Origin of the sequence: Stygiolobus azoricus (genome assembly GCF_009729035.1) — an archaeon.
GTDB classification, from domain to species: Archaea; Thermoproteota; Thermoprotei_A; order Sulfolobales; family Sulfolobaceae; genus Stygiolobus; species Stygiolobus azoricus.
In genome coordinates this window covers 1601629-1621224 of record NZ_CP045483.1, presented here as the reverse complement: position 1 = coordinate 1621224, position 19596 = coordinate 1601629, and the positions used below count along the sequence as shown (strand labels likewise).

Genomic DNA, 19596 nt, shown 5'->3' with positions numbered 1-19596 from the left:
GCATACCCTAATTCTTAGTTTTCGTAAAAAAACTTTAAATCAAATTATCAAGATTTATAAAATATGCAAAAAAGAGTCGTGATTGTAGGAGCAGGGAATGCTGGTACTACAGTTGCAAACGAGTTGGCAAAAAAACTAGGGGATAAAGTGGAAATTACGGTGATAGAACCTTCAGATTATAATCTTTATCAGCCCGGTATAGTCGATTTTGTAGTAGGTCACGAAAGGATTGAAAGCATAAAAAGAGAGATTAATAATCTTCTAGATAAAAGAGTTAAAATAGTTAAAGACAGAGTTGTAAAAGTCTCTCCTGAGAATGGAAAGGTCGTAACTGAGAAAGGTAAGGAAATAGAGTTCGATTATTTAGTTCTTTCCCCCGGGGTTAAAAATAAGAAAGGTGCATTACCTAGTTGGCACAGCGAAGAGAATGCCTTAAAATTAAGGCAAATAATAGACTCCTTCTCGGGTAAAAAGATTGTTATCGGATACTATGGTATTATCAAATGTCCAGCCGCACCCTTTGAGTTTGCATTCTTACTCAGACAGAAGTTCCCCGAAGCAAAAATTACTCTTATTAATCCAGTAGCACAACCTCCAGAACTACAAAAACCAATGGCTTCGAAGTTAGCCGAAAGGAGTAAAGAACTGGGAATAGAGATTTTAAGAGGAGCAAAGATATCGACAGTGAATGTTTCAGATAAAGTAATTCAAACTGATGATGGACAAAAGATAAGCTACGATTTAGCCTTAATTGATACTCCTATATATGTAGCGGAGGAATTCAGTAACTTAGTAGACTCTTCGGGCTTTATCCCCGTAGATAAGGAGACTCTTAAGGTGAATGACTTTGACAATATTTATGCTGTAGGAGATGTGACTAACATTATGTTACCTCCTAAGACGGGAGCAATAGCCCATTATGGTGCAATTCACGTCGCTCACAGTATATATAATGATATTATGGGTTTTGGTAAGATTAAGTTTGACGGTAGTGCAATGTGTGCTGTGTATGGAGGTTACGGTAATGGTTACTTTATCTATATGAACTATAATAAAAGCAGGGCTTTAGGTCCTTCCAGTATATTCCACTCAGCTAAGAGATCCTTTACAAGTTTGTACTGGTTATCGTTAAAGGGAACTATTGATCCTTTTCTTGAAATAACAAGAAAATACTTCAGTGGTGGTCCTCAACTCATCAAAACTCGTTAGTGCCCGGTGTCATCACGCCAATAATTTATAACATAAGAGGTAAATAAATTAAGCTAAAATCAGACAAGGAGCGTTCTTCACTTCTCAGGTTCTTCCCACTTCATCATCAGTATTTGCGGGTTTAGCTCACCGATCGCAAGGGGTGGAACATCCTCATCTGTGAAGTGATCATTTCATTTTTTACTTTTCAAGATCATTAAGTAAGTAATGATTTTAGATGAGATAATAAATGAGTTACGGTTCGCATTAAAAGGCAAAAAAATTACAAATTCGTGTATAGGTGTTGCCTTTACAGCAAGTCTACTTAGTGACGGAAGTCTTGGGATTTCTCACACAATACTGGACGGAGAAAATAGTATGAGTGGAGAAATAATGGGCAAAGAAGCTGAGGAAGTAGTAGAAAAATTAACTTCAAATCCGCTAGAGAGGTCGGTAGCATTATCGGTGTTAAACGCGGTAAGTGTTTTACCGACCTTTGAAAGGGGCGATCCATTGGATATTATGGAAGGAAATAAACTTTGCCTATTTGGCTACTCCCCTACGGTAGAAACTAATAAATTCTCTTCGATCATTATTTATGATTTTAGAAACCCCGAGACTCAGAACCTCGGCAAAGTAATAGTAAAACCGTATTCCTCACTGACTTCCGAGATATGTAATACTGCTGTTATATTTGCTTCTGCATTGGTAGCAGGTTATACGGAGAGTATACTTAAGAGGATATCAGTTGACCACCTGATTTTGAGCGGTGTATCTTCAGTTTACGCGCCGTCTACTCTTAGAAGCTACGGATTTGAGTATGTGAGCAAAGTAGAGACTTTTGATAAATTCAGAGCTTTTAGGACTGTGTGTGAAGGGGGTTCAGGAAGGCAACTAGCTAAATATACATATAAAATCTATACAAAGCTTTGAAAAATTAGATTGTACTCTTTATTTCGTCAATACTTTTATAACACTTGTCCTTAAATTTAAACTCTAAACCCTGGCATCCGTTATCTTTAACGATTTCCACCCTTATGTCATCAGGCACTTTTTCTTTACTCTTTATTAGTTCGTTTATCTTGAGATAGGCTATAGCTACTCTTGATAAAGTCCTTATATCAGTACCTAAAGTGTAGCTTATGTTCATAGCTTTCTTAGCATTTTCTAAGTACTTTTGGTCATCAGTTACAGCCCATAGTCTTGCAAAAAATATTGCAGCTTCAGAGTTAGCAATAGGTTCGTAAACCGGAAGTTTCACAAGGTCATTTTCTGCTTTACAATCTCTGAAACCCAAATTATCAGCTAAGTTATTCAATGTCCATTCAGCTACTTTAATAGCTAAGCTAAGGTAACTATCGTTAAAGGAGTTTTGATACAACGTTAGTAGTGCATTTCCTACCATAGCCTGGTCTATTAAAAGACCAGACACCTCTTTTCTACTACTCCTTATAACGCTTCCGTCTTCCTTAATTCTTTCCATTAGCTTTTTAGAATACTCATCAGTATCAATTCCCAATATTACATTTAACGCTAGATTAGAGGTGTATTTTTCGTCTAAATTCGGCTTCTTTCCGGATAATAAAAAATTTGCAACTGAGTCTGCAGGTGTAACTAGTTTTAGGATTTTCTCGTATTCTTTATGTAGTCTAGAATAAAACTTTAGAAACTGAATGCCTCTGAAGTCTATCGGGTTACCGTCAATAGCGTAATTGATGATGTCATAAAATTCTACTGGGTTAACATCCTCTACACTCTGCGGTACTGTGGGTAATATTCCCGCGATCTTGTCCTTATTTGAATAAATATCTCTTAGTCTATCCTCTATATAATCTACTTTTTCTGATTCTATTATTCCTAATAGTCTACCGTCAGGACTTATTATTCCTATAGATGGTATTATACCTCTACTATACCTTACCGTGTATTGTAAGTACTCTATGGAGTTTAATTTTATCAAATAAAACTTCTGTGCTATTTGTAATTTACTTATCTTTTCAAACAATTCATCACATATATTACATTTGTCAGAAGTAAAGAATATAGCTAATAATTTTCCATAGAATTTTGCGTCAGCCAGAGTCTTTTCGGATATCATACATACCGTAATGCTTATTTCAGTTTAATAACTTACTCTCTCTAATGAGTAGACCACAAACTAAATGGAGCTGCGGGCTATGCGGGAATCCAATATATTGGGACGAATTATTCACCTATTTATCAAATAAAGCAGTAGTACACTTCACGTGCCTAAAAGAGAAAGCGCTCAAAACAGCAAGAGTTAGCCAAGACACAATGAACATAGTTCTTGATTCGCTTCAAGACGAGTTAAACAAAATAGTAGTGTATAAACAGAGGATATCAAAAGCTGGTGACAATGAAGAAGTTAAAAAGGCATTAGAACAGACTGAAAAAGATGCTGAGAAGAACGCTGCAATTCTCACCCGGCTCGTAGAGAAATTAAGCTCTATAACAAGTTAACCTTTTTATTCTATGTTTATTTTAAAAGATTCTAAAAGATTCTAGATGAGGTAATACGTAATACTAGGTCCAAGACGATATAATTTAATTCAATGAGTAAGTATTTATATAAATGAAAGTCATATTAGTTTCTTATACTAGAGACGGAGAGAGAGTTGTGGCAATTGCGGCAAAAATGAGTAGATCGAGAAAAGGGTGGGAGTACCACGAACAAACTATGAGTGATGAGGAAGTAGAGGAGTGGATAAGGGACGCAATAATCCACGGGTATTGGTCTGTGCTTGAGCATTCAGTCTACACTTTCTCGATTGAAGGTATTTCGAGAGTAGCATCTCATCAACTGGTGAGGCATAGAATTGCCTCATACACTCAAATGAGTCATCGCTTTGCAAAACCAGTTGATGAATACTACCAACCCGTTATACCACCCTCTACTAAGAATCGGGCTGGGCAAACAGTAGAGAAGGCATATAGAGAAGCGTACAAATACTACTATGAACTCCTAGAGGCTGGTGTACCTGAAGAAGATGCTCGTTATGTTTTGCCTAATGGTGTCAATACAAACGTCGTTGTAACTATGAATGCTAGAGAGTTATACAACTTTTTCGCTTTGCGTTTGTGTTCAAGGGCACAGTGGGAAATACGCCAAATAGCGTGGAAGATGTTAGAAGAGGTGAAGAAAGTACATCCCAAGTTATTCCGCTATGCTGGACCTAATTGCATTATTCACGAAAACTTCATCCGTGATTCACCTATAACTCTTGACGAGATAAGTGAGAAGACGGAGTTTATATCAAGGCGTTGTATAGAAGGAGTCCCGAAAGAAGGGATTTATAAATGCATACAAAATTCAAAACTATCACATTAATTAGTCTTATCTTCAAGTGGTAATAAACAGAAATAGAACGTTATAGTTTAAATCTCTTTTTTAGTTTATGTTATCTTTTCCTAACAATTGATAGAAAGGTATTTTAGGTGATAAAATTAGAATATTCCTGATGGCGTTTACGCAGGCAATTCTGGCCTTTGGTCTCCCTCTCGTGTTATTCTTAGCTGCAGGCTATGGCGGATATAAGGTTCTATCTCTAGTGGTAGAAGGGAAATTTAACCCTTTAAAGGTTAGTAGATTTGAAGCCGGCAACATTCCTTTTGGAGAAGGTAGGCTTTGGTTTCCCCTTCAGTATTACGGGTACTTATTAGTATACACCTCAATTGAACCGATCATTGTCCTTTTGTTCTCGATATCTGAGGCATCCTACTTTACCTCGTTTATACTGTTTAGGAATCTCCTAATAATAGTATTTACAACTATAGTTGTCCTTTATCCGGTTCTGTACTATGCAGTAAAGCAAGTTAATATAATACAGTATTGGATAATTAGGAGGTGATATAATGTCGTCTTCTCAACAAGTCCCTCAATCTCTTCTCTCAAAAGTTATTCAAGACCTAATTGGAAAGTTTAAGGTTACTGGAAAAGCTGAATCAGATACTAGAGGGTATGTAGAGGTAGACAAATCTAAAATCATTCAAGTAGCCAGTTATCTAAAAGAAATAGGATTTGATCACGTTAAAAGTGTAACAGGAATTGATTATCCCGAGCAGAACCAATTTGAAGTAGTTTACCACGTATCTTCTTATTCTGTTCCTGAGCTCGCTAAAGTCATATTAGCCGTTAAGTCTAAAACGAGCTACAAAGATCCTAAATTCCCTTCCCTTTATTCAGTCTGGGAAAGTGTGTGGACTGGTGAGAGGGAAACTTACGAAATGCTAGGGATTATATTTGAAGGTCATCCTGAGTTGAGAAGGTTATTTTTAGATGAAGACTTTGAAGGGGTATATCCCCTGAGGAAGAGCTTTAAATTAAAACAGGAGGGGTTGTTTATTGACAAGTCAACCTGAACCTTCAGGTATACAGGTGGATATTATTCCAGTGCGAGGAGAGCTTAACGTAGGTCCTCAGCATCCTGGTTCAGGGCACATGAGAATCTATGTAAAGCTCAACGGTGATATTATTGAGGACGTAGATTTAGACGTAGGATATGTACATAGAGCGGTGGAAAAACTAAGCGAAATAAGGAACTATATGCATTTGATCCCTTTGGTCGAAAGGCCTGCTATATTGGATTCAATACACATGAATTTGGGGTACATACTTGCCGTGGAGAAAATATTAGGGGTAGATGTGCCTGAAAGGGCACAGTATCTAAGGTCTCTCGCTGCAGAAATAAACAGAATAGCCAGTCACCTCTACGGTACGGGTATTCTTGCGATTTTCTTAGGTCACTCAACGGGGTTTATGTGGGGATTTGGAGATAGAGAAGTGTGGGTAGAGATTCTTCAAGCTTTAACCGGGGCAAGAGTTACCAATTCCTATGTTATCCCAGGCGGGGTCAGGAGAGATCTAACTCCAGCAATAAAGGAGATGATCGAAAAAGCCCTAGCTTATCAAAGAAGGAAAATTAAGGACTGGTATAAGATATTCGTTAATAATCCTAATATAAGGAGTAGATTAGAAAACGTCGGAGTGATGACTTATGAGAATGCGATAAAATGGGGAGCTGTAGGTCCTAACCTTAGGGCTTCTGGTGTATATTATGACGTGCGGAAGATAGAGCCTTATGCAGCATATAGTAAGCTAGACTTTGAGATACCCGTTTACAAAGAGGGCGATGCTTATGCTAGGCTATTAGTCAGGTTCGAAGAGGTTGAGCAAAGTATGAGGATGATTGAACAAATTATAAAGGAAATTCCGGAGGGTAACATTCTAAGTGACAGGTTCTTTAAACAAATTCCACCAACTAGGTTAAAGAAATGGTGGGAAGGTCAGAAAAAAATAGTATTCCCTGGATATTATGCATCGTTTAGACCTCCTAAGGGGGAAGCTGTAAGTAGGGTAGAGGCAGCTAGGGGTGAACTATTATATTATATAGTAAGTGACGGTTCACCTAAACCTTACAGGCTAAGGATGATAACACCTTCATATCGTTTGATTTACGTGTTTAAGCAGTTAGCTAAAGGCTCTAGATATGCAGATTTAGTTGCAATTTACGGTAGTTTAGATTACTTCCCACCGGAGGCGGATAGGTAATGTTGTCCCTTTCCCATATAATTAGTTTGATAAAGTTCTATTTCTTTTATCCTTCATTTTTTGCAGTAATAATATTTCCGGGGCTAATATTTACTACAATAATACTGTTGATAACCATATGGTTTGAGAGAAAAGCAGCTGCGAGAGTGCAGATGAGGATAGGTCCATTATACGTCTCCAAGAGGACTGGAGGAATATTACAGCTAGTAGCAGACGCAATTAGATTAGTGTTCTCAGAAATAATAATACCTAACGGAGTAAATCCCACCTTGTACGTATTAGCCCCTATATTACCATTAGCATTTAGTTTTATACCAATGGTGTTAATTCCCTTTTCATCAATACCACAAAGCGGTTCTGTTTTTTCACCCTATTATCATGATTTTTACGACCCCGAAATAGGACAAGGGGTTTTAGTAGGTTACTTTGTCGAGTATAATATGGTTCTAGTGCTTGGCATATTGGCTATAATTCCAATATTTATACTTCTACAAGCTTGGGCTACTAATAACAGATTTGCTATTTTAGGTGCTGTTAGGGAATCGTTATTGTCTGTATCTTACGACGTTCTAATACTCATGGCAGTTGTAGCTATAGCCCTAGAGTACCACACTTTAGATATAGCAAGGGTGGTAACTACTGGAATTCCAGGTATCATAGCTAATCCATTAGCGGCTTTAGTATTCTTCGTAGGGATGATAATGGCCACTAGTAGGTTTCCATTCGAGATTGTAGAAGCTGAAAGTGAGTTAGTAGTAGGGCCTGCAACAGAGTATAGTGGTTTCTTATTTGTTCTAGCTATGGGTGGAGGTTACATAGCCACATTCGCTTATTCTTTCATATTTGCTGATCTGTTTTTAGGTGGTTGGGCACCTCTTTCAGGGCTACCTGGAGCATTAATTACGTCAATAAAGGCAATAGCAGTTTTATGGTTTTCAGTTTTTTTGAGGGGTGTTTACGGTAGATACAGGATAGACCAAGCCCTGCGTGGGTCTTGGAAGTATTTATTACCCGTAGCTTTTTCCTCAATTATTTTAGGTTTGGTGGTGGGTTGGATATGGATCAGGTAAAGGAACAAAACCATAAAATTAAGGAGTATAAAAAGGAGAATCCCTTCAGGCTCTTTGCAGATCACCTTCAAGCAGTAGGTACAGGGCTTAAATATATGATATCTCCGCAAAGGATAACACTAAAGTACCCAGAAGAGTCATTGAGTCTGCCTACTGGTTATAGAGGAATGATAAGGCTTTACAAGGACATATGTATAGGTTGTACTTTATGTGCATTAATTTGTCCAGCGGATGCTATGAAAATGGTCACTGAGGAAGGTAAAAAGTTACCAACTATCAACTATGGGAGGTGTGTGTTTTGTGGTTTCTGTGTCGATGTATGCCCAGTAGATGCTCTTAAGGAGACTAGAGTTCATGATGCTGTATTTACTAATAGAAGAGATCTAGTGTTTAGACCAGACAAGTTTAGTCAAGATTTCGATGAGCCAGCCCCGGTAGAAGGTGTCGTAAAGAAAGTGAAAGCGATAATAGATGAAAAGAAGGGGATAAGATATGTTCCAGACGAATGATCTTCAAATAATGTTATTTCTTTTATTTTCAATTTTAAGCATAGCTTCGGCAATATTTATAACTAGACAAAGAAACGTGTTCTACGCCTCTATAGGGCTTGCCTTTCTAGGAATAAGTATAGCTGTACTTATAGCGTTGCTAAGCCCGTCGGCTTATGCTTTTTACTCAGTATTTCACTTGCTCCTATACGTAGGTTCTGCAGTAGTATTTCTTTCCATATCACTTGTAATACTTAGAGGATTAGAAGTAAAGGAGGTGCAGATACCTTGGGCTGGCGTAGCTGCTGTTATAGTGGGGGCTTTAGTTTACATAGGGCTATTTGTGACGTTCTCGTCTATATCTCCAGCCTCAGCGGAGTCAACTGTATTTAGTTTAGTGAAATTTGCAAATACTTTTTTGCAACAGTATTGGTTCCCAACAGTCATTCTAATAGTAGCCTTACTCACTACTGTGATTGAAGCCTTGTCTCTTGCTAGAGGTGAGAAGGCATGATACTAGGTGATTTGGGTTTAACTGTAGCCTCAATACTACTTGCTATAGGAGCTTATGGTTTAGTTAATAGCAAGAATATAATCAGAATCTTACTATCCTCGGAGATTATTGTTAATGCCTCAATCCTAATGGTTTTTTCAGCTTCATCCCTCCTAAATAAAGTTTATTTACCCATATTTTTCTCTATTTTTGCAATTGGTATGGCTCTTATCGAGGTCGTTGTAGCTTTTGCAGCTATATTTCTATATTATAGGTCCAAAGGTAGTTTAGAGGTGGAATGAGGAATGTTGTCCTTAATTGTTTTCATTATATCTTTCGCTCTCGCTTTAATTACCTTTTTTGTTAGAGGTAAGCAAAGCGGGGTTGTAGCAGCATTATCTATCCTAGTTAACGTCTATTTTGTATTTAAGTACGGTCTTTATTACACATTTTATGTAGCGAGCAATATAGGGAGCTTTGGGTTTACTGTAAACAATTTCAACTACGCCTTTGTGATTACAATCTTGGTGGTAACCCTCGTAACGACTTATTACTCCTCGCGATATATGGAGAAAAAGTTCCACGAGTTAGGTAAGGAGTCATGGAGCCTATATTATGGTCTATACACGTTATTCGCGATTTCTATGCTTTACGTAGTCATATCCACTAATTTACTGGAGCTTTATGTATTCCTAGAGGTAGCTCTAGTCACCTCTTTCCTACTTATCCTTCTTTATGGCTATGGTGACAGAAGGAGAATTAGTTTAATGTATTTCATATGGACTCATGTAGGGACAATCTTGACTTTGACCTCTATAGTTGTTTTGGGCTTGACAACCGGTAAAATGGACATTTATTCATCTTATGGAGTTCCTTACGATTATTCAACTATCTCTTATGCAGAGTTAATTTTCTTTATAGGTGTAATTGGAGTGCTAATAAAGGGTGCAATTGCCGGTTTCAATATTTGGTTACCTTATGCGCACGGTGAGGCTCCTACTCCCATATCGATACTGTTAAGCCCTAACATGGTAGGTTTAGGTATTTACGTTGTAATATTATACTACTACCTATTTCCTTCGTTTTACTACCTAGCTCCCATCTTCATTGGATGGGCTATTATAACGATGATTTACGGAGGTCTTAATGCTTTAGTTCAAAGGGACTTTAAGAGGTTCTTAGCTTACTCTAGTGTTTCACAGATGGGTTATATGCTATTGGGTGCTTCGGTCTCCTTCTTTTTGGGGATTAACTCAACTTTACAAGTCCTCCCGTTAGGAGTGTTAGCGTCAGTATTAATTTACGTATCTCACGGTTTTGGTAAGGCTTTACTTTTCATGAGTGCAGGTGCATCAATTACAGAACTAGAAGAGAGAGAGATAGAAAAACTGGGAGGATTATATCTCGTGTCGCCTCTCCATTCAACTTTAGCCTTTATAGGTCTTTTGAATATTCTAGGTCTACCTCCTTCGATTGGACTGATTAGTGAAGTTTTGTTATTGCTTGCTGTAGGTCAGTTATCAGGGATAATAGGGTTAGGTTGGCTAATATTACTTGTCGCATTGCTGATGATAGCAATAGGAGTGTCTTCAGCCTACGGTACTTATTTATTCAAAAAAGTATATGGTGGCGTTAAGGAGGTTAAGAAAGACTTAGATAAAGCGTACGAATACACGATTCCTATGACGATAATAGCTGTAGCCAGTATATTCTTCTTTTTCTTCCCTCAGTTATTAGTTCACTCTTTCATGAACTTCTTACAAACGATACAAGGTTCCGATATTTCTCTATTCCTGATTACAATTCTACCTGCTTTAGGCTCCCTTATAGCTCTCTTACTTCCTAGGGGTGTTAATCAGGATTTAAGGGGTGTTGTGATAACTCTTCTCATAGGTATTTCCCTAGTTTTGTCAGTCGAGAATCTGGTGTCCTCCATCGGCAATCCGTTGTTCAGTCAGACACAAGCATTTACTCTATTCGGTTATTTAGTCTACAGTTCCTCCTTAATTCAGAGCATTATAGGAGTCTTTGTATCGGGTTTAGCTTTCTTCATATCTTTGTACAGTATAGGGTACATGAAGGAAGATAACGTGCTAAGAAGATATTGGGGGTTCTTCGGGTTCTTCGTATCCTCTATGCTGACCGTTGTATTCGCAGATAACGTGTTACTATTTTTAGCAGGTTGGGAAGGAACAAGTTTGGCATCATACGGACTAATAAGTTACTGGCTCGACGATAATGATAGGAATGTAGTAGGTGACTTTGGAAGGAAAGTATTCGGAATAGAATACTTGTCGAGACCAACCACAAGCGGTATAAGGGCTATGATATTTACAAGATTAGCAGACGTAGGTCTAATTGTTGGGCTTGGGTACTTGCTATTCCTCACAAGTGGTACTCACTACTCAGGAGTTACCCTATTATATCAAGGGCTGTTTACAGCTATACATACAGTGTATTTCTTACCATACGGATGGGTTATACTATTCTTGATACTACTAGGTGGGCTGGGGAAGAGTGCGCAGTTCCCGTTAACACAGTGGCTTTTAACAGCAATGACAGGTCCTACGCCCGTGAGTGCTTTAATACATGCTGCCACTATGGTAAACTTAGGAGCTATTCTTACGTTCTTGATGTATCCTTATCTCCTATACCCTGATCCGCAAACCACTATACTGATGAGTATTATGGTAGGAATAACCATGTTTACTGCAATTTATACCAGTACTGGTGCTTTGGCAGCAAACGAGCAAAAAATAATTCTTGCCTATTCAACAGCAGACCAAATATCACTTATGATACTCTCTTCATCAGTTGGTGCATTACTAGCATCCACCACTGGCAATTTAGTGTTCCTAACCTCAGGAATTATAGTTGGTTTAATACAGATGATAGCCCACGGCTTATACAAGGCATCGCTATTCATGAATGCTGGAAGTGCGATTCATTACACTGAAAACAGATACGTGGGAGTCTTCAGAACACTTTACAAGAAAATACCTTCAGTCTTCACACTTCAGTTAATAGCTGCTCTAAACCTCGCTAGCGTTCCGCCTTTGATAGGTTTCTGGGCTCACAACCTTATAGGAAACTTGGTATCTGACGCCGGTTTACTAGCTCTTTACGCGATCGTGGAATTACTAGGCGGAGTTTACATAATCAGATATATAGTGAAAACATTCATTTGGAGAAATGGTGAGGAAGTCCACGAAGAAGGCCATATTCACCCTCTAATGGTTGTTGCCCCTGCCTTCACAGTTATAGCTTCAATTATTTTGGGCTTATTGTTTACCGTATCTATCCAACCTTACTTATTGTCACTGGGTCTTTACGCTAGTTACACCTCTCTGGACTTGATATCATTAATAGGGGCTTTAGTTGGTTTGTTGTTATCCTTAGGTCTGTATCTTAATGGAATAGATATTGGTAGGACTCCTCTTCAACCTTTGGCAAACTTCCTTTACTATGGCTGGTATGTAAATCCGATCCTCGATTTATTGGGGTTTGCTAGCTTCAAGTTCGCCCAGGGCCTTTACAATAACTTTGAACACGGTGTAATTGATATGGGTCTAAACGTCAAATTACCTCAAGGGATAATAAATGTGGGAACACGTTTGGTCAAGGTTACAGACACGGGAATCTTGAGGGATTATATTTTACTATACTTAAGTGGGTTTGTAGTCCTGATCTTTATTATTTTAATAATTATAATGGGGGTGTGAATAGATGCAATTCTCTCTCTACTTACCTTTAGTTATTCCTTCATTAATTATGGTAGCGTCATCAATTATAGTCTTATTCCTTGATAACGGAGAGGAAAAGGGGTTCTTACGGTCAGTCTACCTTACTTTTGTGACCTTATTAGTCTCTCTTCTCGTATTCTTAGCATCTTTCTTGTTAAAGTACTATAATTATTCTCTGTTCTCTAACTCAGTATACTTGACTCCTTTTGGCTACTTCATAGTTATAGCCTCTATACTTGCATCATTAATAGTGATAGGTGGAGGAATTACAGAACTAAAGAATTGGGATAATAGAAGCTCATTCCTATCTCTGGTTACATTAACAAACCTTGGAATAGTTTATTTAGCCTTTGCGTATAACGTATTGACGATATTTGCTTCCTGGGGTATAGCATCGGCAGCAACTTACGTAATAGCTATGCTTAAGAAGGACTATAACTCTACTGAAGCTGGAATTAAATATCTTGTAATGGGATTGCTCTCAAGCTCGCTCATGATAGCGGGTTTAGCATTTTATGTACTAGGGATAAATAACTTGTCTTTAGATGCGTCAATATCTTATCCGACACTAACTATCTTAGGTATACTGTTCTTCTCAGTAGCTTTTCTGTTCAAGATAGGGGCATTCCCGTTCCAAGGGTGGTTGCCTGACGTTTACTCAATGGCTGATAGAGTTTCAGTTGCTTTCGTCTCTAGCGTAGGTAAAATCGTCGGTATAGCCCCTCTAGTGGTCATTCTATATTACATACAGCCTATGAGCTACCCAGTATCTTTAGTCGTTTTTGTGATGTTTACTATTATCGCGGTAGCAAACTTGGTCTTTGGAAACGTTTCAGCCTTTTCGAGAAGGGATTTTGCGGCTATGTTATCTTACAGCAGTATAGCACAAGTAGGCTTTATGCTAATTCCGATAGCCATGTTCCCGTATGACGAGATTGTGGGATTAGCTGGATTAATGATATATTTAGTAGCATATTCTATAGCTCAAGCTGGTCTATTCCTAGCTCTTTCACATGTGGAAAAAATTAGTGGAAGTAGTACCTATGAGGGGTTCAGAGGAGTTGCAGCTGTAGATAAGGCATTAGCCTTTGCAGTGTCAATATTGCTACTGAGCTTACTAGGTTTACCACCTATTATAGGTTTTTGGGCTAAGCTTTTCGTGTTGGAATCCTCTTTCTCTCAGCCTTGGCTCACTCTAATTGGTTTCTTGAACAGTGCAATAGCTGCAGGTTACTATATACCGCCAATAAGGGAGATGTTTAGAGAGGGTAATTTCCAACGAGTAAGTTCTCCTGAGAGAAGTTCGGCTTTAGTGGCGTCAATCTTAAGTATTATAGTGGGAATATTAGCCCCATTAATTTTTGGGGTGTTAATTTGATAAGAGTCGCTCTTGTAGGTATAGGCAATGTGGCGAGTGCTTTACTACAGTCACTTGAATGGGTTAAACAAGGCAAACCTATATACGGTGTTCTTACCTCACTTCCTTATAAACCAGAAGATATTGAGGTTGTTAAGGCTTTTGATATAGATAAGAGAAAAGTAGGAAAAAGGCTGTCGCAAGCTATTTTCGAAAAGCCGAATGTAGTGCCTAAATATGTGGAGGTAAAGAGCGACGTAATTGTTATGAGGGGAGAGACGTTAGACGGTAAGGAAGGAGTACTTGAGAGGATAATAGAAGAGTCAGAGATCCCCCCAGCAAATGTCTCAGAAGAGTTAAAGAAGGAGAAAGTAGATGTAGTAGTGAACTTGTTGCCTACTGGAGCACAGAAGGCTAGCGAATATTATGCACAACAGTCGTTAATAGCTTCCTCAGCGTTTATAAACGCTACTCCGTCTTCGATAGTTGAGATCTTAGATAGAAAGTTTAAGGATTTACACATTCCTTTGCTAGGAGATGATCTATTAAGCCAAATAGGCGGAACAGCTTTACACACTGGAATTATTGAATTCCTTAAAAGTAGAGGTGTAAGGGTTACAAGAACTTATCAGATAGATATTTCTGGAACTACCGAGACGCTAATCACCCTTGAGGAATGGAGAAAGGATCTGAAGAAGGGAATAAAAAGTCAATATATATCTAAGCACTCGAACGGTGCAAGTGTTGTCGCCGGGACGTCAGACTATGTTGAGTTTCTAGGAGATAGAAGAGTGAGTTATATGGTTATAGAGGGGGAGTACTCCATAGGTATACCCGTAAGGGTTGACATATCTTTTAAGTCTTATGATTCTTTTAATGCTGTAACCCCTCTGATAGACTTGATAAGGATAGCGAAAGTATTAAAAGATAAAGGGATAGGAGGGGCTATCCCAGAGATATGTGGATATTACTTTAAAAAACCTCCAGTTATATATGATAGTACGGAAGAGTCAAGGAGATTAATGTTGGATTATTTGAGTAAAGTGATGACAGAACCCCGGCTTGATAGGTGATATAATCGTATGAGTGCTGATACTATTTTCCTAACTGTCTAGATCTCAACTACTTCTGCTTGGCTCAGTAACTCTTTTATATCTATGTTTAACTTATTCTCGTCTTCTAGTACTTCTCCTAATCTAGCTCTTACTGTGTTCTTAGATGATATTATACAATATTCGGGCATTTTTGAGGAAAGTTCAAAAGTGCCTATTTTCCTGGCTATCTCTACAATCTCTTCTTTATCCATACCTATTAAAGGTCTAAATACAGGTCTACTAATGCCAAACTCACTTACGAAGAGGTTTTTCATAGTCTGAGACGAGACCTGGGATAGAGATTCTCCGGTTGTAATGGAGTAAGCTCCCGATTTCTTTCCAAGTTCATCAGCTAGTTTATACATTAGTCTCTTTAGCATGATGACTCTTATGAACTTGTTTACGTTTGCTAAATAAGTAGACAGTTTTATTCCATCAACAAAATACACTTTTATTTTTTCTACTCCGCTCCATTCTCTCAAAACTTTCGCTTCCTCTATTATAATCTTCTTTTGTATATCTCCTCCTAGCATCACGTTTAATAACAAAGGCCTAGCACCCCTCTTCATCATCATCCATGTTGCTACTGGTGAGTCAATTCCTCCACTAAATAACACTATAGTTTTCCCTGTACTACCCACTGGAAAGCCTCTAGGGCCTTCTCGCTCTTCTGAATAAAGGTAAGCCTTATTTTGTAGGATATCTATTCTAACAACTACTTCTGGATTGTCAAGATCAACGCCAGAACTAAAGGGTAATAACTCCTTCCCAACTTCCCTGGCTACATCTAAACTAGTAAAGTTATGTTTACCGTTTCTTCTCACCCTTACCGCGAACTTCTTACCTTTAACTATTTCTTTAAACTTCTCACGCGCCATTACAGCTAGTTCTTGAGTGCTAGAAAAGTTAACCTCATCGGCAGTATAGTAATAAGATATGCCAAAAACATGAGATAGTTTGTTTATGTCTCCTTCCCCTTCTATAATAACGTAACCCTGATCAGCCTTCCAGCTTTTAACAGTGATGACAGAAGAAACATTAGCAATTAATTTTCTAAGGAAATATTTCCTCACATAGCTTGACTTAATCATAAGTTCTCCTGCAGGTCTTATGAGTACTAATGTCATGATCTATACTACATTTATTCCTCAATTTTTATTCCCATAAAGTCATCTTTAATTAATGATAAAATTTGTAAACGGGAAAATCTTGGTACTCTCTGACGTTCACTACCCTTATTGTGATGAGAAAGAGGTCAAGAAAATAGTGGAAAAAGAAAAGCCTCAACTGCTAGTCTTATTAGGTGATATAGTAGTCAATGAAGGAGGAGAATATAGAAATTTTCTGAAAGAGCTTAAGGCCGAAGAAGTAGTGTACATTAAAGGAGATGAAGACGTAATAGAAGGCGATACGGAATACTTAGATGTCGTTAATGGTAATAGGAAATTTGTGTTTTTTCACGGTCATCAAATTTTGAGTGAATCAACACAGTATTCATTGGCTAAAATAATGAAAAAAGTCAATTATTATTTACCACCTTTAGGTTTCTGTACTTTAGCTCGAATATTCAGGAGTAATTTTTCCGATTATTTTATATTAGGACATTCTCATGCCCTAGTGAACTTTAGAAAACTCAAGTGTGTAAACAGCGGGACTTTAAGTCTCGTAAGGAATCTTTATAATGACAGAGGATACGTCAAGATCGTTAACGGCAGAGTTGAGATTGTTAGGTTGTAACTTTTGTTCTAAAAGTGTTATACATTTAAGTGGGAAATAAATTAATTGTCCGTGGGCAAAAGAATTAGATACGAATTTGCTAAAGATGTAGAACTCCTTGCTACTAAAGTTAATGAAGTTGGTAAATTGGGTCTAGATTTAAGCAAAGTAGTATTTATCAGAAGTTGGAACTCTAAAAGCAACGCTATCGCTAGAGTACTTATGTTGCCTTCTCAATGGAGATTTGTGTTAAACCTCAATATCCTCTATATAGTTGAAGTAATAGCCGAGAGATATGAAATGTTATCTTGTCAACAAAAAGTAGGTGTGATTCTTCATGAACTAACTCACTTACCTAAAAATATGAGTGGTGGTCTCAGAACTCATAACTATAAGGATTTCAAAGTCATAAAGCGAAAAAGTGAGAAAATTTCAAAGGAAATTTGTAAATAAAATTTTTTAAAAAAGAAAAAACTTATCAAATTTGATTTAGGCTCAATATCCTACGGTAGACGAGTAGGTGCTAGAACTCATTGAACTCATACTACTTGTAGATGATGAGGTTGATGAAACTGGTAATGTTAATATCCATGGCACGGGTCTGAAGAAAGTCAAGTTTACTACTACTCCATTACCATATAATATCGGATCTTGGAACACATATCCACTAGCTAACCATGTGTACATCTTGGCACCATTAGACGGTGTCATTATTATCGTTATCCATGGTTGTGTTGAGAAATCCTTTGTACCTACGTAGCCATTAATTGCATAGGCAAATGCCAAAACAGGAGTTCCACCATTGTAGTTTGGTACGTTGTTTAGCTGATAGAATATTTCTGAGAAGTTATAAGTTGTTAGGTTCATAGGAGTTCCAGTGGAATTAGCAATTACATAAGATCCAGGCTTTATTATTGTAATTATATTACCAGCTTGTATTACGCCGCCATATGTTGCATTAACTTCGTAAGTGTAGCTTGCTACTGGATTAAGACCGAATACTGGAGATGGTGTCATTAAGACTGGAGTTGGGGCTACTCCTACTGGTGTAGGTGAGGATTCGAATATCCATATTACTGGTTTGAAGAACTGTATGTTAGCCATTACGCCTTGTCCGTATATCCAATGGTCAGCGAACTTGTAACTACCTCCTACATAAGTGGTACCGTTAAATGTACCTCCGAACCATGTCCATGATGTCCAGTATGGATTACCTCCCATCACTATTGTGTAGGCTGGACTTGGCTTCATTGCGTTAGTAACTAAGCTCCAAACAGGAGATATTTGACCGTTAATAGCAAACGCAAATGCATATAAAGGCGTTAGATCTGTACCATTAGGAGGATATACTCCAGTCATACTGAATATTATTAGTGAGAAGTTGTAAACACTAAAAGTCTTGTTCAGCTTCATATTATATGCATAAGTTCCAGGCTGAATTACAGTTATTATGTTTCCTGCTTGTAATACAGCACCTTGAGTCGCGTTAACTGTTACAGTGTCTTCAGCTACTACGTTAAATGTTGCTGGACCTAATGGATAGTATACCGTATCAGATGGGATTGGAACCTCTTGTACGTTCCAAATCTGCTTCTCTATCTGCCACTCCATAGCAGTAGAATTGTAGACGTAGTAACTGGTAACACTTATATGCATATCATAAATTGCTGGGAATCCAGTGATGCCTTTATTTAAGAATCCGAATATTACAGTATCATTCACTGTTAACGTTGCATTATTACCATTAGGTGATAAGTTAACTTGAACTGTAGGTGGGATTGCAACACCACTAGGTGTTAAGTCTTGTAGGTACTCAAGGACGAAAATAAAGTTGTTATCCCATTGGTTAAAGAAGTTTGCGATATTTGATAATCCTGAATAAGTGCCGTTCTTAAGAGCTGGAGGTAAAACACCATTAATCTGTAATACTGCATTAGGAGCAAAATACTTAGCTGTCACATTCCCAGGGAACTCAGCGCCTAAGGAGTTTACCTCCCATAGGTATTCCTCTAGAATCTGGTTTGCCTGCATTTGATGTTGTGATGGATATCCAGCTATTACAGTTGAAGGTAGAACTTCATTACCATTCCAAATTAACTTCGTCATTAATAATTTTCCTCCTATGTTCTGTACAATTATGGTATTAGAAGCATTGAATACTTGCAGGTAAATAGGATCGCTAGTAGGTGCCACGAAATATTGAACAACATCAGTTACTTCATAAGTTCCATTTGATAACATCGTTATTGTAGGTAAAGCTGTAGTGTAGAAGTAAACTGTTTCATAAGTACCGAAGAAGTCAGCTAACCATGTTGTGTTAAAGGTCATATAGTTGTAAGTTCCAGGGAATGGTTCTCCAGTTATCGTAGCTGTAAAGTTAGGAGCTAAGAAAGGTAATACATCAGCAGGGCTCTCAATAGCTATTCCGTCGTAGAATTGCATTACAGCAGCTAACGCGCCTCCCTCTGAGGGTGAAATAGTTATTGGTGCTGAAGTCGTTGTTATACTTTGTGTTGAAGTTGCTGTAACAGTTTGTGTAACTGTAACAGTTGAAGTAACAGTTTTCTGCATAAGTGATGAATACATTTGCTCTAATACAGAATAGTTATGTGCTAGCTGACTATAACTGCTTTGAAGAGCTGCCGAACTAGAACTAAGTGCTGATAGAGAAGATTCAGCAGTTAAATAATTACTATTTGCTATTGAGTATTCATAAAAACCTAACGCAGCTACTATTAATAATATTACGACTACTACCCCGAAGACAATAGATGAACCTTTCGCCATTTTAATTCGAAAACACGTATCGAGAATAGGTTTATAAACTTTTTACCAAATCATGTCACCCTTTTAATAAGGATAAACAGATAGTATTTAT

19 protein-coding genes are annotated in these 19596 nt (G+C 37.8%); 16 read left to right on the top strand and 3 right to left on the bottom strand.

The genetic code is table 11. From position 1 onward, the window contains the following. The first annotated feature begins 63 nt into the window (after positions 1-63). Entirely contained in the window at positions 64-1209 is a 1146-nt protein-coding gene (locus D1868_RS08875; RefSeq protein WP_156007544.1) for an NAD(P)/FAD-dependent oxidoreductase, read from the top strand. Between the two features lie 207 nt (positions 1210-1416). Then, the gene (locus tag D1868_RS08870; RefSeq protein WP_156007543.1) at positions 1417-2121 is read left to right on the top strand and encodes a Rossmann-like domain-containing protein; all 705 of its coding nucleotides are present in this window, start codon (positions 1417-1419) and stop codon (positions 2119-2121) included. Positions 2122-2125: 4 nt separating this feature from the next. Here the strand turns inward: D1868_RS08870 and D1868_RS08865 are convergent, their stop codons facing one another. Continuing rightward, a complete protein-coding gene (locus tag D1868_RS08865; RefSeq protein ID WP_156007542.1) occupies positions 2126-3286 on the bottom strand; it encodes a YyaL domain-containing protein in 1161 nt (386 codons plus the stop codon). A 44-nt stretch (positions 3287-3330) separates the two neighbouring features. Here D1868_RS08865 and D1868_RS08860 point away from each other — a divergent pair, with 44 nt between their 5' ends. The 12 genes from D1868_RS08860 to D1868_RS08805 all read left to right on the top strand — a co-directional run bounded on the left by D1868_RS08860 (position 3331) and on the right by D1868_RS08805 (position 14981). Further along, positions 3331-3669 carry a DUF2175 domain-containing protein gene (locus tag D1868_RS08860; RefSeq protein WP_156007540.1) on the top strand — a complete coding sequence of 113 codons (339 nt, stop codon included), beginning with the start codon at positions 3331-3333 and terminating at the stop codon, positions 3667-3669. Between the two features lie 112 nt (positions 3670-3781). Then, positions 3782-4537 (top strand): FAD-dependent thymidylate synthase, encoded by a 756-nt coding sequence (thyX, locus tag D1868_RS08855; RefSeq protein ID WP_156007538.1) that lies wholly within the window; start codon positions 3782-3784, stop codon positions 4535-4537. Between the two features lie 130 nt (positions 4538-4667). Then, on the top strand, positions 4668-5057 hold the full coding sequence (locus tag D1868_RS08850; RefSeq protein ID WP_156007537.1) for an NADH dehydrogenase subunit 3: 390 nt from the start codon (positions 4668-4670) through the stop codon (positions 5055-5057). Between the two features lie 4 nt (positions 5058-5061). Further along, positions 5062-5568 carry an NADH-quinone oxidoreductase subunit C gene (locus tag D1868_RS08845; RefSeq protein ID WP_156007535.1) on the top strand — a complete coding sequence of 169 codons (507 nt, stop codon included), beginning with the start codon at positions 5062-5064 and terminating at the stop codon, positions 5566-5568. Beyond that, a complete protein-coding gene (locus D1868_RS08840) occupies positions 5552-6757 on the top strand; it encodes an NADH-quinone oxidoreductase subunit D (RefSeq protein ID WP_156007533.1) in 1206 nt (401 codons plus the stop codon). The genes D1868_RS08845 and D1868_RS08840 overlap by 17 nt, the downstream gene beginning before the upstream one ends. Further along, positions 6757-7827 carry an NADH-quinone oxidoreductase subunit NuoH gene (gene nuoH, locus D1868_RS08835; protein ID WP_156007531.1) on the top strand — a complete coding sequence of 357 codons (1071 nt, stop codon included), beginning with the start codon at positions 6757-6759 and terminating at the stop codon, positions 7825-7827. Before D1868_RS08840 ends, nuoH begins: the two co-directional genes overlap by 1 nt. Further along, complete coding sequence (gene nuoI, locus D1868_RS08830) at positions 7815-8336, top strand: NADH-quinone oxidoreductase subunit NuoI (protein WP_156007529.1); 522 nt, start codon at positions 7815-7817, stop codon at positions 8334-8336. Before nuoH ends, nuoI begins: the two co-directional genes overlap by 13 nt. Further along, complete coding sequence (locus D1868_RS08825) at positions 8320-8829, top strand: NADH-quinone oxidoreductase subunit J family protein (protein WP_156007527.1); 510 nt, start codon at positions 8320-8322, stop codon at positions 8827-8829. The genes nuoI and D1868_RS08825 overlap by 17 nt, the downstream gene beginning before the upstream one ends. Next, positions 8826-9110 carry an NADH-quinone oxidoreductase subunit K gene (locus D1868_RS08820; protein WP_156007525.1) on the top strand — a complete coding sequence of 95 codons (285 nt, stop codon included), beginning with the start codon at positions 8826-8828 and terminating at the stop codon, positions 9108-9110. Before D1868_RS08825 ends, D1868_RS08820 begins: the two co-directional genes overlap by 4 nt. A 3-nt stretch (positions 9111-9113) precedes the next feature. Beyond that, positions 9114-12530: a proton-conducting transporter transmembrane domain-containing protein gene (locus D1868_RS08815; protein WP_156007523.1), complete on the top strand. Its 3417-nt coding sequence runs from the start codon at positions 9114-9116 to the stop codon at positions 12528-12530. Between the two features lie 4 nt (positions 12531-12534). Next, positions 12535-13929: an NADH-quinone oxidoreductase subunit NuoN gene (gene nuoN / locus D1868_RS08810; protein WP_156007521.1), complete on the top strand. Its 1395-nt coding sequence runs from the start codon at positions 12535-12537 to the stop codon at positions 13927-13929. After that, positions 13926-14981, top strand: a complete 1056-nt coding sequence (locus tag D1868_RS08805) for an inositol-3-phosphate synthase (RefSeq protein WP_156007519.1) — start codon at positions 13926-13928, stop codon at positions 14979-14981. Before nuoN ends, D1868_RS08805 begins: the two co-directional genes overlap by 4 nt. Before the next feature lie 38 nt (positions 14982-15019). Here the strand turns inward: D1868_RS08805 and D1868_RS08800 are convergent, their stop codons facing one another. Further along, positions 15020-16129 carry a tRNA sulfurtransferase gene (locus D1868_RS08800; protein WP_156007517.1) on the bottom strand — a complete coding sequence of 370 codons (1110 nt, stop codon included), beginning with the start codon at positions 16127-16129 and terminating at the stop codon, positions 15020-15022. A gap of 55 nt (positions 16130-16184) precedes the next feature. Here D1868_RS08800 and D1868_RS08795 point away from each other — a divergent pair, with 55 nt between their 5' ends. Next, a complete protein-coding gene (locus tag D1868_RS08795; protein WP_156007515.1) occupies positions 16185-16739 on the top strand; it encodes a metallophosphoesterase family protein in 555 nt (184 codons plus the stop codon). Between the two features lie 51 nt (positions 16740-16790). After that, positions 16791-17171 carry a putative metallopeptidase gene (locus tag D1868_RS08790; RefSeq protein WP_231112356.1) on the top strand — a complete coding sequence of 127 codons (381 nt, stop codon included), beginning with the start codon at positions 16791-16793 and terminating at the stop codon, positions 17169-17171. Between the two features lie 42 nt (positions 17172-17213). Here D1868_RS08790 and D1868_RS08785 read toward each other — a convergent pair whose 3' ends face one another. Then, on the bottom strand, positions 17214-19505 hold the full coding sequence (locus tag D1868_RS08785) for a hypothetical protein (protein ID WP_156007513.1): 2292 nt from the start codon (positions 19503-19505) through the stop codon (positions 17214-17216). Between the last annotated feature and the right edge of the window lie 91 nt (positions 19506-19596).

What these genes read in the sequence shown, in the direction of transcription:
- D1868_RS08875 (WP_156007544.1), top strand. Translation starts at nt 64, where the DNA reads ATGCAAAAAAGAGTCGTGATTGTAGGAGCAGGGAATGCTGGTACTACA.
- D1868_RS08870 (WP_156007543.1), top strand. Translation starts at nt 1,417, where the DNA reads ATGATTTTAGATGAGATAATAAATGAGTTACGGTTCGCATTAAAAGGC.
- D1868_RS08865 (WP_156007542.1), bottom strand. Translation starts at nt 3,286, where the DNA reads ATGATATCCGAAAAGACTCTGGCTGACGCAAAATTCTATGGAAAATTA.
- D1868_RS08860 (WP_156007540.1), top strand. Translation starts at nt 3,331, where the DNA reads ATGAGTAGACCACAAACTAAATGGAGCTGCGGGCTATGCGGGAATCCA.
- thyX (WP_156007538.1), top strand. Translation starts at nt 3,782, where the DNA reads ATGAAAGTCATATTAGTTTCTTATACTAGAGACGGAGAGAGAGTTGTG.
- D1868_RS08850 (WP_156007537.1), top strand. Translation starts at nt 4,668, where the DNA reads ATGGCGTTTACGCAGGCAATTCTGGCCTTTGGTCTCCCTCTCGTGTTA.
- D1868_RS08845 (WP_156007535.1), top strand. Translation starts at nt 5,062, where the DNA reads ATGTCGTCTTCTCAACAAGTCCCTCAATCTCTTCTCTCAAAAGTTATT.
- nuoH (WP_156007531.1), top strand. Translation starts at nt 6,757, where the DNA reads ATGTTGTCCCTTTCCCATATAATTAGTTTGATAAAGTTCTATTTCTTT.
- nuoI (WP_156007529.1), top strand. Translation starts at nt 7,815, where the DNA reads ATGGATCAGGTAAAGGAACAAAACCATAAAATTAAGGAGTATAAAAAG.
- D1868_RS08825 (WP_156007527.1), top strand. Translation starts at nt 8,320, where the DNA reads ATGTTCCAGACGAATGATCTTCAAATAATGTTATTTCTTTTATTTTCA.
- D1868_RS08820 (WP_156007525.1), top strand. Translation starts at nt 8,826, where the DNA reads ATGATACTAGGTGATTTGGGTTTAACTGTAGCCTCAATACTACTTGCT.
- D1868_RS08815 (WP_156007523.1), top strand. Translation starts at nt 9,114, where the DNA reads ATGTTGTCCTTAATTGTTTTCATTATATCTTTCGCTCTCGCTTTAATT.
- nuoN (WP_156007521.1), top strand. Translation starts at nt 12,535, where the DNA reads ATGCAATTCTCTCTCTACTTACCTTTAGTTATTCCTTCATTAATTATG.
- D1868_RS08800 (WP_156007517.1), bottom strand. Translation starts at nt 16,129, where the DNA reads ATGACATTAGTACTCATAAGACCTGCAGGAGAACTTATGATTAAGTCA.
- D1868_RS08795 (WP_156007515.1), top strand. Translation starts at nt 16,185, where the DNA reads ATGATAAAATTTGTAAACGGGAAAATCTTGGTACTCTCTGACGTTCAC.
- D1868_RS08785 (WP_156007513.1), bottom strand. Translation starts at nt 19,505, where the DNA reads ATGGCGAAAGGTTCATCTATTGTCTTCGGGGTAGTAGTCGTAATATTA.